Origin of the sequence: Ochrobactrum sp. Marseille-Q0166, assembly GCF_014397025.1 — a bacterium.
GTDB lineage: Bacteria > Pseudomonadota > Alphaproteobacteria > Rhizobiales > Rhizobiaceae > Brucella.
This window is the reverse complement of sequence record NZ_JACJUO010000002.1, coordinates 635,704-651,650: the sequence shown is the minus strand read 5'-3', so window position 1 is coordinate 651,650 and position 15,947 is coordinate 635,704. Positions and strand designations below refer to the sequence as shown.

Genomic DNA, 15,947 nt, shown 5'->3' with positions numbered 1-15,947 from the left:
AAAACTTCAGAGATAAATTAAGAAGTTCTAGACTTAATAATTCAGAACAACCGAGTATGTTTTGAGGTCAGGCACGGCACTTCCCATGAACGCTCATTCTCAATCCGTCGTCTTTTCAAAAGCTGCGGTCGTCAGCACTGCAATGATTTTCGGCCTCACATATAGTCTCAGTGCCGCGCTTATAGCGCTCGATCTGGACGAAATGGGTTTCAGCGAAGCTATTATCGGCGCCAATGCAGCTATGCATGCAGTGGGTGTCCTTTGTATGGCGTTTTTACTACCGCGCCTAAGTGCTCTGCTTGGAATGCGTACTCTCGTCATCTTGGCACTTGTAAGCGCAGCGCTGTTCCTCAACATTTTTCCAGCTATCCCCCTAATATGGCTTTGGTTCCCCATGCGCATATTATTAGGTGCTGCTTCCGAGACACTTTTTGTCGTTTCCGAAACTTGGCTAAACACTCTCAGCACAGATGAAAATAGATCCAAGAGCATGGGCGTATACACAGCAGCATTGTCTCTAGGCTTTGCGCTTGGACCGCTTATCCTTTCAATAGTTGGTACATCTGGCTATTGGCCTTACTTGGTTGGTTCTGCGCTCGCCATTGTCGCAGCGCTGCTGATCGCCAGTCCTAGAGTAACGGCGCCACCAATCACTGACAAACCACATGGAAGCCCGTTACATTATATTGTATTGGCGCCCGTCGCGCTGGCAGCGACCGTATTAAACGCGGCCATTGAGTCATCCGGTCTGTCATTTTTGCCACTTTATGCGGTCGATCTCGGCTGGAGTGAAAATCACGCCACTCAACTTATGTCTGTTATGATGTTCGGAGCAATCGTCCTCCAAATTCCCATCGGTTTTTTGGGAGATAGAATAAACAGGCAGAAATTATTGATTATACTGGCTGCACTATCGGCTGCAGGTGCCGCCATTTGGCCATGGGCTCTGGCACTGCCCTGGCTTACCTACACATTGCTATTTTTATGGGGAGGTGCATTCGTAGGTATCTATACCATTATGTTAAGCGTCGTTGGCAGCCAATTTAAGGGTGCGCAACTAGTGGGAATATATGCCAGCATGGGATTAATGTGGGGTGTTGGCGCTTTGTTAGGTCCACTGTTCGCAGGGATTGCGCAGCAATATCTAACACACGGCCTACCTGTTTTTGTCACCGCGGCATGTCTCATGTTCTTCATTTTGGCCTTGACTATGGCACGCAAGCCGATTGCTGGCGATAAATAACAAATATTTTTATGAGTTTACAAGTAGTGTGACTCCCATTTCGGGGGCCAAGTTCGTTTATGCGCAAGCAGATTGTTAACGACTTATTTACCACGTTTGTAAGAATATTGACAGAACTATCGTCAATCGACTCGTTCGCACAATCGGCTCAGCTGTTACCATTTTCGGAGAAGTGAAATTCACATGGCAAACACTCATCAAGCATCCGGTTCGCGTTCGATTATAGATGAGCTTAATGCCCTTCGTGAACGTCACCTATCTACTGCAAGACCACAACACAATGCTATAAATGAGTTGCATCAAGCTCTTGCAGAACTGGAATCCCGTTTAGGAGACCTGCAGCAGCCAGCGCTGCATAGCCGTGATATAGGCCTCGGAAAAAACCGCCATACTCCAAATCTTGCAGAAGTTGCAGAACAGTTGAGACAATACACCAATCGGCACGACAGAGCCGAAGGGATAGTCGAAGACGTTAGAATGCTGCAAACTATGGATGAGCGCTTAGACGAATTAAACCGCTCTTCATATGTTGCAAGCCGTCAGCAATCTTCTGACCCTGAGCACAAAAACCGTCTGGACCTCATCGAGAATAAGCTGACTAATATTACAAGGCAGCTCGATAATTCTGCAGCTGAACAAAATGCCGATGTTTTCTTTCGCCGACTTGGAGAGCTATCCGAACGCCTCGATGCATTAGGTGAAGCTTCGGAATTACCCAAGAAAGCAGTCGAGCAACTTGTAAGCCAAGTTAACCTCCTCGCACACCAAATTGGGCGAGTTATGGAAAAAGTTGGTAAGCCAGACTATCGCGATCTGGAAAGACTATTGAATGCTATCGAGAAAAGACTTGATGTTTCTGAAAGACAGGTGAAAATATCATCTCGCACTTTTCAAGAACAAATAGACAATAAATTCAAAGACTTGACGAAAAGACTTGATGCGCAGTATACCAGCCATTATGCTGATGGTGGTATGTTGCGTACTATAGAAGGCCGTCTTGATGAGATTTCTCAGCAGATTTCGATTAATATGCTGAAAACACCACAAGTCGAAGAAATTGCTTTCGCAGAAAGCGAAGCTATACGAGGTCTTGAAAGACAAATCGCAAATATAGCTCGCCAGTTAGCAAAGCCTTCATTGGAGCTAGCTGATATAAAGCCTCGTCTCGACGTCATAGAACAAGCCGTTAGTGTTAGTCGGGAATCCATTCTCGAAGCTGCGCGCGAAGCTGCTGAGATTGCTGTTGAACGAGTATCACGGCATGGCTTACCGCATGACAGCGAAATTGCTGTCCAACTGGCGAACGATATGAAATCGCTAGCAGAACTTGCACATACTTCTGATGAACGGAATAGCAAGACTTTTAAAGCGATACACGAAACTCTCTCGAAAGTTGTAGACCGCCTAGCTAACCTTGAACAGCAGGTAACAGCAAGCCCTGCATTGTCAAAAATCGAAGAACAACTAGAGCCTACTAAGAATCCTTACTCAATAGTGCCTCAGCGCTTTCCCACGTTGGATGTGCCTAAAACCCACGAAGCGCTCAGCAAACTCCCAATCAAAGAGACGCGGGTCAGCGCTCCTACAAATTCTTTCCAGTCTGATAACGTCGCGGAACTTGATCTTAACACGATCATGAAGCGTGTCCGCGAAGAGCGAACTCTGCATGAGGCTGAAGCTTCAGAGACAAAAGCCAAGGCGGATCTTATCAGCATCGCGCGGCGCGCAGCTCAACAGGCTGCCGAAGAATCGACAAATCTTGAACGCAGCACCGAGAATAAGACCACTAAGAAGAACGGGGCAATCGGCGATATTTTTAATCGCCAGCGCAAGGCAATTCTAATGGCCGTAGGCGCCGTTATGCTTGCTATCGCAGGTTTGCAGGTCGGGGCTACATTTCTGGGTGCAAGTGATCCAAACGCTTTGTCCGCGAAGACAGAAACCTCAGATATAGACAAGAGCATAACTGGATCCATTGCACCTCAACGCGCTCAATCCATAGATGCGCAAGAACAATCTTTACCAAAGCCAAGTGAGACCATTGCCAATCCTGCACCCCCGCACAAACAGACTAATATTGAGCAGTCGTCAACGCAACCACTGGAAGGCGAGGCTTCAGACAGTAGCCCTGCAGCAGAGCCAGATCATCAAGCTGTGTCCGTTGATGTACCGCTACAAATCGTCCCGGAAGCTCTTCGCGCAGCTGCCATTAGCGGTGACGCACATGCATTATTTGCTATCGGAATGCTCTATTCAGAAGGACACGGCGTTACGGAAGATCTTACGGAGGCCGCCAAGTGGTTCAAACTATCTGCGGAAAAAAATTATGCTGTTGCCCAGTATAGACTGGGCAACATGAATGAAAAAGGCATTGGCATGCCTCGCAACCTAGAGCAAGCTATTGGCTGGTACCAAAAATCGGCCACCCAGGGCAATGCAAACGCTATGCACAATCTAGCTGTCCTTTTTGCATCAGGTGCAAACAGCACTCCCGATAATGCTTCGGCTGTGCGCTGGTTTACACAGGCGGCAGAACTTGGCGTCAAGGACAGCCAGTACAATCTCGGCATTCTGGCCGCAAAAGGCCTTGGAATGCAGGTCGATCTTGAAGAAAGCTACAAGTGGTTCGCGCTTGCGGCCAAAGCTGGCGACAAAGATGCTGCCGACAAGCGTGATCAGATTGGCGCAACCTTGCAACCTCAACAGCTGGAACGCGCCAAAGGTACAGTTGAACTTTGGAAAGCTAAAACGCTTAATCAGGAAGCCAATTCGTTTGAACTTCCTGAAGAATGGTCGGACCAAAAACCAGTTGCAGCAGCGCCAGCGGATATGAAAAAGGCTGTCCGCAACATCCAGCTCATTCTCAAGAAGAATGGCTATGATGTCGGCTCGGCAGACGGTGTCATGGGCAACAAGACACGCAATGCCATTGCTGAAATTCAGAAAGCCAACGGCCAGGAGCCAACGGGCGAAGTCAACCAGCAGCTCGTCGAGCTTCTGCTTGAAAAGAACAAGTAATCATCCCCTTACGGTCTGATACTATCCTGATCAGCAATGATCGACGCGGGATCGCAATAAAGCCTTGCGGTCTCGTTATCTTTGGTATCATTCGTGAATTTTTCCGTTGAAGAATAAACACGCACTTCTGCATCGCGGATGCGGCCTTCAAGCCGCTTATCCTCGGTTACAACGAAAGCATAAACATAATCTCCGCGCGCATAGCCAAGCGCCATGGTCATATCGGTCGGGTGATCGACATTAGTATCCTTCGTCGAAAACCAGGTCGAATTGGTTTCGAAGTAAAGCTTCGCAGGCCCGGTGCCCGTAACATAATTATAATAGGCTTCTTTCTTATCTGGGTGCATTTTCGGATCAGCGATCCGGCAGAACTCGGCTCGAGCATTACGCTCGGGAATGTTGCATGCAAACTGTGTTTGCCACGGTGGCACACAGTTTGCCAAAGCAGGCCATGGGATAAATGCAGCCAGAGCCAATAAACCGTATCTCCTCATGGCATTATCCCTCTCAATTGATGCACTTCAACGAGTTACAATGAATTCCAGAACTATCAATGTTACTGAGACGGAAAGCGTGCTTAGAAACGGGGCTCATCAACAGCTTTACTTGGTGTGAGAAGTAACAGGTGGAATCGACCACTGGCGGTTTATTATCTTATAAATAAACCGGGGGCCCAATAATGTTGCTGCACATAAATAATGAAATGGAAAATGGCATTATAGCGAAAATTCCTCTTGCACTCAATAAAGATATCAAAGGCTTTCAGGGCGATGCGATTGACTTTGAAATCTCATCGCCGGAACAACAATTCATAAAGGCCGATGATTTTCATCCCTACAAGTCGTTGTTCAAGGTTTTTTCCGGAACGACCGAACTAAAGAATATTTACATAGCGCTATCGTTCAATCTGAATTTTACGACGCCAGATGGCAAAAAGACCGCCATGTCGCGGTCTAATCCGACCGATGACTGGCTAGTTACAAACGGTGAATACTATTCGGAAGGCGCAACTTCCTTCGGCTTTACGTCAAATAGCAAATTTGCCGGTTCTTTTAGCGCGAGCCTCACCAATCTCTATCTTTATGTGATCAAAAACGGAAGTCTTGTTGACAACAAAATATCAAATCACATCTCGATCAGAGTGCAATTCTATCCATCATCGTCTTATGCGGTTATAACGCCGAAGGATCATATTTCGATCATTATCAGCAACCGGCAGGGACAGATCGAGTAGCTTTTTTCGTAGCCAAAATATGAAGCATTTGTGGCAAGGCTGGTGACAACATTGTTGTTTGCAAACAACAATGTGCCATTTTCATCCTACATCTTTTGTCAAAGTAACTCTATTCTCAATCGGCGTTTGACTTCCCCGCGCCGAAAGAGCAAGACCTTTAAGAGCGCATTCCGAAATGTGTGAGATGGTTTTCGGGCATGATGCGCAGCAAATCAAACTGTTAGAGCAATGACCTGATTCAGATGAATGGGGATGTGTTTTAACGGAAGCGGGACAGACCTTGCGGCATAGCGCGGCCGCAAAGGACTGGGTATTGTGCGTTGTGAAAGCCGGGTTCGGAATTGGGTATTTACCTTCCCATTGCGGAATTGTCGGTCAACATGCTGGTTCTGCTCGGCATGGGCGCTGCCGTAGGCTTTTTGTCGGGATTGTTCGGCGTGGGTGGAGGATTTCTCATCACGCCGCTGCTGATTTTTTACAATATCCCTCCTGCCATTGCCGTTGCAACCGGTGCAAATCAGGTGATCGCATCGTCGGTCTCCGGCGCTTTAGCGCATTTCAAGCGAAGAACACTCGATATAAAGCTCGGACTATTTCTGGTTGCGGGCGGTATCGTTGGATCATTACTCGGTATCTTCGTTTTCTCCTGGCTGCGCGATCTCGGTCAACTCGATCTGATTGTCTCGATCCTTTACGTGTTCTTTCTTGGTACCGTCGGCGGATTGATGCTGGTTGAAAGCGTGCGCGCATTGCGCCGCGTGAAAAAGGGACAGGCGGGTGCCATTCGCCGCCCCGGCCAGCATACCTGGATACACAAGCTTCCCTTCAAGATGCGGTTCCGCGCTTCCACCATTTATGTCAGTATTATTCCGGTGCTTGGAATTGGCTTTTTTATCGGCCTTCTTTCATCGGTGATGGGTGTTGGCGGCGGCTTCATCATGGTGCCGGCGCTGATCTATCTGCTGCACGTGCCAACCAATGTTGTTGTCGGCACGTCGCTGTTTCAGATAACCTTTGTTACGGCTTTCACAACGGTTATGCAGGCAACGACCAACCAGTCCATCGATATCGTGCTGGCATTCCTGCTGATGCTTGGCGGTGTGATCGGCGCGCAATATGGTGCGCGTGCCGGGCAGAAACTGCGTGGCGAACAGCTGCGCTTGTTGTTGGCACTTCTGGTGCTTGCAGTGGGTTTGCGTCTTGCTTTTGGCCTGTTCGTGCGGCCTGACAATCTGTTCTCAATCTCAATTGCGGATATGTGATATGATGAAAATCACGCTCATGTCCGCATTATTTTTTGGTATCACTGCAGCATCTGCGCAGACCAATTCGAGCGGCGATGGCAACGGCGTACCCAAACTGCAGAGCCCGTCTGAAGAAACCATCGAAATCGGCCTTTCGACAGAAACGATTGCCATTACTTCCAACTTCGGCGGCACAGACCTCACCATTTTCGGCGCACTCGACAATGCCGATCCGTTGATTCAGCGTCAGGGTCGCTATGACATTATCGTCGTGCTGCAAGGCCCTTCGCGCGACCTAGTTGTGCGAAAGAAGGAACGCTATCTCGGTGTCTGGGTAAATGCAGATTCCGAAACCTTCCTTGGCGTGCCACTGTCCTATTCGCTTGCCTCGACGCGTAATCTTCAGGACATTGCAGACGATAGACTATATCGGGAGCTTTCAGTCGGTGTCCGTAATTTTTACCTGAGACCTGAGGATCCAGCCAGCCTATCGGGAAATATCCTGAAATTCGGCAACGAATTGCGTGAAATGAAGATGCGTCAGGGGCTTTACAGCCAGCGCATCGGCGGCGTTGAGTTTCTCTCCCGCACCCTTTTTCGTGCAACATTGAACCTCTCGGCCAATGTGCCGGTTGGACGTCACAAGGCGCGAGCTTTGTTGTTTCGCAACGGGGTTTTCCTGCGCGAAGCGAACGCGAGCCTAGAAATTGTGAAAGCCGGTGTGGAGCAGAGCATCTATGATGCAGCGCACAAATACAGCTTCTATTACGGTTTATTTGCCGTATTTTTAGCTGTTTTCACCGGTTGGGCCGGTCGAATTCTTTTCAGAAAAGACTAACCACCAACCAGCGCACTATGCGCAATCGGGTAAATCTTGCCCTGCCCCAGCATATAGGCACGCAAGCTTGCATCAACGAACAACCCGCGAAACGCCCGATCCAGCACATTGAGTGCGCCTGTATAAGCACCGAATGCAGGCATGATCAGCCTTTCGCCGTCGCTTGCAAAACAGGGACGCCGCACCGACCGACCTCGCCTGACGATGCGGGCTGCCGGATGGAGATGGCCTGCCACCTCACCTTCCGCCTTTGTACGTGATGGCTCATGACGGAAGGTCAGCGGTCCTATTGCAAGCTCCTCAACACAGTCGCCTAGCAGATCAGCCGGACGATCAGGATCATGATTGCCAGTAATCCAGAACCAGCCGCGGCGTTCCATCAGTGACTTGAGACGGATCGCATAAGGCTGAGGCAGGCGTTCACTGGCCTTTGCATCGTGAAAACTGTCGCCAAGGCTTATAACGGTTCGCGGTTGATAGCGCGCAATGACGGCAGCCAGCATATCGAGCGTCGCGGCCGTATCATAAGGTGGAATGAGTTGGCCACGACGGGCAAAAGATGAGCCTTTTTCAAGATGCAGATCAGAAACGACCAGCATATGCAGGTCAGGCAGGAAAAGTGCGCCGCGCGGATCATAAATTGTCGCAACACCGCGCAGTTCCGCATGCGCCAGACTATAAGCCTCACCATTTCCCCAGACTGCTGTGTTCATCCTATCGCTTCTCTGATCAGATCATCGGCTGCTTCTTCAAGCAGCATTTCGTCGCCTTCGCCGCCCACACGTTCGCGCCCTATTTCAAGCATCACAGGCAGCGCCAGCGGAGAAATACGGTCCAGCGCCTTATGCAGCAGATGGCCTTTCACACGCGCCAACATGTCGCCAAGACGCTTGATATCCAAAAGGCCGGTTGCAGCATCGGCACGTGTTGCCTGTAGCAAAATATGGTCCGGTTCGTGGGTTCTCAACACGTCATAGATAAGATCTGTTGAAACCGTTACCTGACGACCTGTTTTTTCCTGCCCCGGATGTCGTCGCTCGATAAGCCCCGAAATCACGGCACAATTACGGAAGGTGCGTTTCAGGAGATAGCTTTCATCAAGCCAGGCTTCAAGGTCATCACCCAGCATATCTTCATCGAACAACCGTTTAAGGCTTAATTTGCCCGAACCTATCATCGCGCCCATGTCTTTGAGGCCCCAAAGCCCGAGCGAATAGTCGGTCGCGACAAATCCGAGAGGATGCGCGCCCATGCGCTCAAGACGGCGGGTGAGCAACATGCCAAGAGTTTGATGCGCAAGCCTGCCCTCAAAAGGATAGGCGACCATATAGAAACGCCCGCCTTTGGGGAAAGTCTCGATCAGTAACTCGTCCTCACGTGGCGTAACCGACTTGTACGCCTGCACTTCCAACCATTCGCGCACCTGTTGCGGCAGAAACTGCCAGCGCGAGCGATCCGCCAGCATCGCGCGTACTTGCGATGCGAGATAGGTGGAAAGAGGAAATTTTCCGCCAGCATAAATTGGAATTTTGGCATCCTGTCCGGCAGCATTGGAAGCGATGCATTCGTTTTCACGAATGCCTTCAAACCGCAGCACCTTGCCTGCAAACAGGAATGTGTCGCCCGGTGTCAGCGTTTCAAGGAAATATTCTTCGATGCGCCCCAGAACGCGGCCACCCCTTCCAACGGCACGGGCATTGGCCCCCTTGCCGCCACGCGTGAGTCTGACATTCAGCTCCGGTGCTTCGACAATCGTACCAATATTGAGACGATATTGCTGCGCGATGCGCGGGTTCGAAACCCGCCATGTGCCATCAACAGTCTTGCGGATTTTTGCGAAGCGCTCATAGGTCTTGAGTGCATAGCCACCCGTCGCCACAAAATTGAGAATTTTATCAAAGGTTTCGCGTGAAAGATTTGAATAGGGCGCAGCACTCTGCACTTCCCGATAGAGCTGATCAGCGTTGAAAGGCTCTGCACAGGCCATGCCCAACACATGCTGTGCCAGCACATCCAGCGCGCCATCGATCAGCGGCGGCGTATCCTGTGCGCCGAGATAATTGGCATCGAGTGCTGCCCGACATTCCATCACCTCGAAACGATTGGCAGGCACAAGAATGGCGCGGCTCGGCTCATCCATACGGTGATTGGCGCGACCGATACGCTGCGCAAGACGGCTTGCCCCTTTTGGCGCACCGACATGGATGACCAGATCGACATCGCCCCAGTCGATGCCAAGATCGAGCGTCGAAGTGGCAACGACAGCGCGCAAAGTGTTGGCAGCCATCGCCTGTTCCACCTTGCGGCGCTGGCTGGCATCAAGCGAGCCATGATGCAGGGCGATTGGCAACGTATCCTCGTTGACGCGCCAGAGTTCCTGAAACAGCATCTCCGCTTGACTACGTGTATTAACGAAAAGCAGCGTCGTGCGATGGGCGCGGACAGCCTCATAAATCTCCGGGATGGCATAGCGGGAGGAATGTCCTGCCCACGGCACCCGCTCCTCTGAATCGAGAATAGTAATTTCGGGTTTGGCCCCACCATCTACCGTAACCAGACCGGATTTCGGCTCTGTGCCATCCTGCTCGACCAACCAGCGACGCAATTCGTCAGGCTGCGCCACAGTTGCCGACAGGCCAATCGTTTGCAATTTTGGTTGCAGACGGCGCAATCGTGCAAGCCCCAACGCAAGCAGATGACCGCGTTTGGAAATGACCAGTGAGTGCAGCTCATCCAGCACCACATAACGCAAGCCCTTGAAAAACTGCTCTGCCCCTTTTGAGGCAATCAGAAGTGCAAGCTGTTCCGGCGTCGTCAGCAGAATGCCAGGCGGCACGAGCTTCTGGCGCTGACGCTTATGTGCAGGTGTATCGCCAGTCCGGGTCTCAATCGTAATGTCGAGCCCCATTTCCTCGACCGGTATGGTGAGGTTTCGATGAATATCGACTGCGAGCGCCTTTAGTGGTGAAATATAAAGCGTATGCACACCACGCTTTGCCATACCCGGTTTTTCGCGGTCACTTCTCTCCAAATCAACCAGTGCAGGCAGAAAGCCTGCCAGCGTTTTACCCGCCCCTGTTGGCGCGATCAGCAGCGTGGATTGCCCCTGTTCGGCACGCGCAAGCAGCTCCAGCTGATGGGCACGCGGCGACCAGCCCTTTTCCGCAAACCATTTTACAAAACGGTCTGGCAGATGAAAGGCAGCGGCCTCAGAAGTGGGTGTCAGGTTCAGCGTCACGCACCCAATCTAATGCGGACAAGGGTCGTCGCCAAGATGTATGTTCACTTTTGTTCTCATTTTATCAGAAGTCGCCCACCTAGCTCTTTCCGCAGCAGAATTGCTACCTATCTAATAAATCATGCGTTTTGACGAGTTGCTGCGTTCCACACCCAAAGGTCTTTACTGCCCGCCCGGCGATTTTTATATCGATCCGGTGCGGCCTGTTGATCGCGCCCTGATCACCCACGGACATTCCGACCATGCCCGCGCCGGACATGCCCATGTCCTTGCGACGCAACAGACGCTAGACATCATGGCTATCCGCTATGGTGCAGACTTTGCGGGCATCACACAGAATGCCGATTTAGGCGCGGTGCTAGATGTGAATGGCGTCAAGGTCAGCTTTCACCCGGCAGGCCATGTGCTTGGTTCGGCGCAAATTGCAGTGGAAAAGGACAGCACACGAATTGTCGCTTCAGGTGATTACAAACGTGCCGCCGATCCGACCTGCACGCCCTTTGAGCCTGTTGCCTGTGATGTTTTCATTACCGAAGCGACCTTCGCGCTTCCGGTATTTCGCCATCCCGAAGCTGGCCATGAAATCGCGACTTTGCTGAAGTCACTCGCACAGTTCCCTGAACGCGCGCATCTGGTGGGGGCTTACTCGCTTGGCAAAGCCCAGCGGGTAATCAAGCTCATTCGCGATGCGGGCTATGACGAGCCGATCTATATTCACGGCGGGCTGCAAAAGCTTTGCGATTATTATCAGAGCCAGGGCATCGATCTTGGTCAACTGGAACCTGCAACGCTCGAACGTGGTGAAGCCTCGCCCGATTTTGCCGGAAAGATCGTGGTTGGGCCGCCCTCTGCATTTTCCGACCGTTGGGCGCGGCGTTTTCCTGAGCCATTGCCCGCCTTTGCATCTGGCTGGATGCGTATCCGCCAGCGAGCAAAACAACGCGGTGTCGAGTTACCACTCATCATATCTGATCACTGCGACTGGGACGAATTGACCGCAACCATAAGCGAAATAAAACCAGCGGAAGTCTGGGTGACACATGGGCGTGAAGAAGCACTGGTGCGCTGGTGCGAGCTACAAAACATCCCCGCGCGCCCGCTTCATCTTGTCGGCTACGAAGATGAGGGCGATTGATGCGTGCTTTCGCTGAACTTCTTGACCGCCTTGTCCTCACGCCGCAGCGCAATGGCAAATTGCGGCTGCTGGTCGATTATTTCCGTGCCACACCCGATCCAGATCGTGGCCTTGCACTTGCCGCCATCACCCGCGATCTGGAATTGCACAGCGTCAAGCCTGCCATGCTGCGGGCGCTGATTGCCGAGCGTAGCGATCCGACGCTTTTCGCGTATTCCTATGATTATGTCGGTGATCTTGCCGAAACAATTTCGCTGATCTGGCCCGGCCCGAACGAAACCCCGGCGGGTGCCAACCTGCCGCTCAGCGTCGTCGTGCATGAATTGCAAAACGCCTCGCGCCGTGAGGGACCGTTGCTCGTGGCTGGCTGGCTCGATCTGCTTGGCATATCAGAGCGCTATGCTCTTTTGAAACTTGTCACAGGCGGTCTGCGCATTGGCGTTTCGGCTCGTCTTGCCAAACAGGCACTGGCCGATTTTGGCGGCGTGGATGTCGTGGAAATCGAAGAACTTTGGCACCGACAGACGCCACCCTTCACAGCGCTGTTTGCATGGCTTGAGGGCCACGGCCCCAAGCCTGCTGCCACTGCCGACGCACCATTCCGGCCCGTCATGCTTGCCACGGCACTGGATGAGGCCGAAATCCCCGCACTTGATCCATCGATTTATAGTGCCGAATGGAAATGGGACGGTATTCGTGTACAAGCCGTTGCGGAAAATGGCGTGAGACGGCTTTATTCGCGCACGGGCGACGATATTTCGTCTGCCTTTCCCGATGTGCTGGAGGCCATGGACTTCGAAGGCTCGATTGATGGCGAATTGCTGGTGGGCCACCACGGCGAAACGGGCATCGAAACCGCCACCTTTTCGGATTTGCAGCAGCGGCTTAATCGCAAAACGGTGACGGCCAAACAGTTGCGTGAATATCCGGCCTTCATCCGTGCCTACGACCTTCTACACGAAGGCACGCAGCAATCGGGCGAAGATTTGCGGTCACTACCCTTCTGGGAACGACGGACGCGGCTCGCTCAATTCGTCGAAAAACTCGACAAGCGCCGGTTTGATTTGTCGCCAGTCCTTCAGTTTTCAGACTTCGACGAACTCGCGAAATTGCGCCTCAACCCACCGCATCCGGTGATCGAAGGCCTTATGCTCAAACGCAATGACAGCACCTATGTGCCGGGACGCCCGAAAGGGCCATGGTTCAAATGGAAACGCGATCCTTTCACAGTGGACGCGGTGGTGGTCTATGCACAGCGTGGGCATGGCAAACGCTCAAGCTACTATTCAGACTTCACTTTCGCGGTCTGGACCGGCCCGGAAGAGGACCCCATGCTCGTACCGGTCGGAAAAGCCTATTTCGGCTTCACCGACGAGGAGTTGAAGCTTCTCGATAAATTCGTGCGCGAAAACACGATTGAGCGTTTTGGCCCGGTGCGTTCCGTTCGCGCTGAACCGGATCATGGATTGGTCGTTGAAGTTGCCTTTGAAGGGCTCAACCGCTCAACTCGACACAAATCCGGTGTCGCAATGCGCTTTCCCCGCTTCTCGCGACTGCGCTGGGACAAGCCGCCCCGCGAAGCGGACCGGCTTGAAACGCTGGAAAAGCTGCTAAGTTGATTATTCGGCAACCGCAGTCGTGACGCGGATTGCGTAAATATCCACGGCCTTGCCGGAACCGCTCAGATCGGAATTGATCGTGATCTTGCCTGCGCGTCCAGCTGATTGACCTGCCTGAAACTCTTGATCGAACAGGAAATCACTGACAGAGTCGCGGACATCGTAACGTCTGCGGCCACAATCCCCAAGACCCGCAAAATCGCAATTGACCGACATCTGCGTGGTTTTGCCGTCATCACTACGCGCAACAATGTCGAAAGTCGCTTTCTTGCCAGCAAGCTGATTAAGAACGCCCTCACCGACATCAAAGGTCACACTGTCGTTTACACCCGAAGTCTGAACCCGCGCGAAACTGTTGGTGCCCTCGCGCATGATCTCAGCTGTTGCGCGACCCTGAACAGACATGCGCGTCGCATCCGCTGGCGTGAAAATGTTGATCCAGGTGCGCCCTTCCGGGTCTTCGCCTTCCTTGATCGGCGCCATGCTATTGTCGGTCAAAAGCGGGCTCGAGCCGTTGCTCCGCGTGAAATCTGCAAAGCTGTTGTAGAGAGAAAAGCCAATCAGCCCCAGAATAACGATAACCATAACAGGTATGCCGACACTCACAAGCGGAGAACGCCTCTTCTTCTTGCGATCCTTGCGTGAAACGCCCGCTTCATAGCCCAGATCAGCCGAAGCCCGCTTGCCTTTCCGGGAAGAGGTTCGGATATCAGCGGTATCAAGCGCAGGCCCGGCTTGATAGACATCATCGCCCAGAAGCGGATCAGACGAAGATGGCGCATCCAGACTAGGTTCCTGCCGAGATGCAGCCTGCCCGGTTTTGAACTCAGCTTCAATATCGGAAATCGCGTCTTTGATTTTCTGGCGGCGCTGCTTTTTCTGTTCTTCACTCAGTGCTGTATTCGTCGTCAGCGCGCGTTCATGCGCCCCCCACGCAGCCTCGTAGATACGCTGGCGGGTAGCCGGATTATGTGCATCTGCCTTTGCAAATGCATTTCTGATTGCGCGTTCGATACTTTCCAAAGGGCCGCTCTTCCTTGGTTTCCGTATTCTGTCTGGGTCTTTGGGACACAGATGCTTACATGAGCCTCAGCGAAATTAACGTCTGAATCAAGGCATTTAGCTGTTTGAACCGCATTTTGGCTAGACTTAAGAACTGTCAAACTTACCAAATCTTAACTTTAACCGTGATTTTCCCCCGACCTTTGACTGCGAAACCGGTTCAGATATTTAATTTTCCGTCTGATTCTCTCCTAATTTTCATATTGCCGTCGGCAAAAGCCGTGTTAAAACTATTACGTTTACGGAAACGTCAATTTTGTGGAGGATGAAATGGCATTGCCGGATATTTTGAAAAACAGGCTGCGCATTCCCGTGGTCGGAGCGCCACTGTTTATCATTTCCAATCCGGCATTGGTGCTTGCACAATGCAAAGCAGGCATCGTCGGCTCGTTTCCCGCATTGAACGCACGCCCCGAGGCACAGCTTGACGAGTGGCTGGCCGAAATCACCGAAGACCTGGCCGCCCATGACGCCAAAAATCCGGATCGTCCGGCTGCACCTTTCGCGGTCAACCAGATCGTACACCGCTCCAACAAGCGGCTCGAACATGACCTCGGCCTTTGCGTGAAATACAAGGTACCGATCGTCATCTCGTCGCTTGGCGCGGTGCCAGAAGTCAATGCAGCAATCCATTCCTATGGCGGCATCGTGCTTCACGATGTCATCAACAACCGTCACGCCAATTCCGCTATTCGTAAAGGTGCCGACGGTCTTATCGCTGTCGCCGCTGGCGCAGGCGGACATGCAGGCGCACTTTCTCCCTTCGCGCTCGTTCAGGAAATCCGCGAATGGTTCGACGGGCCACTTCTGCTTTCGGGCGCGATTGCCAATGGCGGCGCAATTCTTGCCGCGCAAGCGATGGGGGCGGACCTCACTTATATTGGCTCTCCCTTCATCGCGACCACAGAAGCCCGCGCGTCTGACAGCTACAAGCAGATGATTGTGGATTCCAATTCGTCCGATATCATCTATTCCAACTATTTTACAGGCATTTCGGGCAATTACCTTAAGCCATCGATTGCGGGCTCCGGCCTTGATCCTGACAATCTTCCCGAAGCTGATCCATCGAAAATGGATTTTGACAAAGCGCATCAGGAAGGCGCCAAAGCCTGGAAAGAGATCTGGGGCTGCGGACAGGGAATCGCGGCTGTGAAAGAAGTCGCGCCTGCAGCCAAACTCGTTGACCGGCTCGAACGCGAATATGTTGCAGCTCGCGGCCGCATCTGCCAGAGTTCCTGACACGCATTGTCCCCGGGGTGATATATTGAAAGCAGCATCATTTGAGAAGGTCTGAGGTAAACATGCAGAATGTGTGT

12 protein-coding genes are annotated in these 15,947 nt (G+C 52.0%); 8 read left to right on the top strand and 4 right to left on the bottom strand.

Features of this window, described 5'->3' with window-relative positions; genetic code table 11:
• Positions 1-85: 85 nt before the first annotated feature.
• Together H5024_RS14110 and H5024_RS14105 are read left to right on the top strand one after the other, a co-directional pair.
• Positions 86-1,243, top strand: a complete 1,158-nt coding sequence (locus tag H5024_RS14110) for an MFS transporter (RefSeq protein WP_187547807.1) — start codon at positions 86-88, stop codon at positions 1,241-1,243.
• A 183-nt stretch (positions 1,244-1,426) separates the two neighbouring features.
• A complete protein-coding gene (locus H5024_RS14105; RefSeq protein WP_187547806.1) occupies positions 1,427-4,261 on the top strand; it encodes an SEL1-like repeat protein in 2,835 nt (944 codons plus the stop codon).
• An 8-nt stretch (positions 4,262-4,269) separates the two neighbouring features.
• Here H5024_RS14105 and H5024_RS14100 read toward each other — a convergent pair whose 3' ends face one another.
• Entirely contained in the window at positions 4,270-4,608 is a 339-nt protein-coding gene (locus tag H5024_RS14100) for a hypothetical protein (protein WP_187547805.1), read from the bottom strand.
• A gap of 332 nt (positions 4,609-4,940) precedes the next feature.
• Here H5024_RS14100 and H5024_RS14095 point away from each other — a divergent pair, with 332 nt between their 5' ends.
• From H5024_RS14095 to H5024_RS14085, 3 genes are all read left to right on the top strand, one after another.
• The gene (locus tag H5024_RS14095; RefSeq protein WP_187547804.1) at positions 4,941-5,495 is read left to right on the top strand and encodes a hypothetical protein; all 555 of its coding nucleotides are present in this window, start codon (positions 4,941-4,943) and stop codon (positions 5,493-5,495) included.
• A gap of 380 nt (positions 5,496-5,875) precedes the next feature.
• The gene (locus tag H5024_RS14090; RefSeq protein ID WP_231195638.1) at positions 5,876-6,757 is read left to right on the top strand and encodes a sulfite exporter TauE/SafE family protein; all 882 of its coding nucleotides are present in this window, start codon (positions 5,876-5,878) and stop codon (positions 6,755-6,757) included.
• A gap of 1 nt (position 6,758) precedes the next feature.
• The gene (locus H5024_RS14085) at positions 6,759-7,577 is read left to right on the top strand and encodes a TIGR02186 family protein (RefSeq protein WP_187547803.1); all 819 of its coding nucleotides are present in this window, start codon (positions 6,759-6,761) and stop codon (positions 7,575-7,577) included.
• On the opposite strand, the gene pdeM is transcribed toward H5024_RS14085, so the two are convergent.
• Positions 7,574-8,290, bottom strand: a complete 717-nt coding sequence (pdeM, locus tag H5024_RS14080; protein ID WP_187547802.1) for a ligase-associated DNA damage response endonuclease PdeM — start codon at positions 8,288-8,290, stop codon at positions 7,574-7,576. The genes H5024_RS14085 and pdeM overlap by 4 nt on opposite strands.
• Complete coding sequence (locus H5024_RS14075; RefSeq protein ID WP_187547801.1) at positions 8,287-10,815, bottom strand: ligase-associated DNA damage response DEXH box helicase; 2,529 nt, start codon at positions 10,813-10,815, stop codon at positions 8,287-8,289. The genes pdeM and H5024_RS14075 overlap by 4 nt, the downstream gene beginning before the upstream one ends.
• Before the next feature lie 121 nt (positions 10,816-10,936).
• On the opposite strand from H5024_RS14075, the gene H5024_RS14070 reads away from it, so the two are divergent.
• Both H5024_RS14070 and H5024_RS14065 read left to right on the top strand, forming a co-directional pair.
• Positions 10,937-11,950 (top strand): ligase-associated DNA damage response exonuclease, encoded by a 1,014-nt coding sequence (locus H5024_RS14070; RefSeq protein ID WP_187547800.1) that lies wholly within the window; start codon positions 10,937-10,939, stop codon positions 11,948-11,950.
• Positions 11,950-13,569, top strand: a complete 1,620-nt coding sequence (locus H5024_RS14065) for a cisplatin damage response ATP-dependent DNA ligase (RefSeq protein WP_187547799.1) — start codon at positions 11,950-11,952, stop codon at positions 13,567-13,569. Before H5024_RS14070 ends, H5024_RS14065 begins: the two co-directional genes overlap by 1 nt.
• Here the strand turns inward: H5024_RS14065 and H5024_RS14060 are convergent, their stop codons facing one another.
• Positions 13,570-14,592 carry a hypothetical protein gene (locus tag H5024_RS14060; RefSeq protein WP_187547798.1) on the bottom strand — a complete coding sequence of 341 codons (1,023 nt, stop codon included), beginning with the start codon at positions 14,590-14,592 and terminating at the stop codon, positions 13,570-13,572. It abuts the gene before it with no gap.
• A 309-nt stretch (positions 14,593-14,901) separates the two neighbouring features.
• Between H5024_RS14060 and H5024_RS14055 the strand changes: the two genes are divergently transcribed.
• Positions 14,902-15,870 (top strand): nitronate monooxygenase family protein, encoded by a 969-nt coding sequence (locus H5024_RS14055; RefSeq protein ID WP_187547797.1) that lies wholly within the window; start codon positions 14,902-14,904, stop codon positions 15,868-15,870.
• The last annotated feature ends 77 nt before the right edge of the window (positions 15,871-15,947 follow it).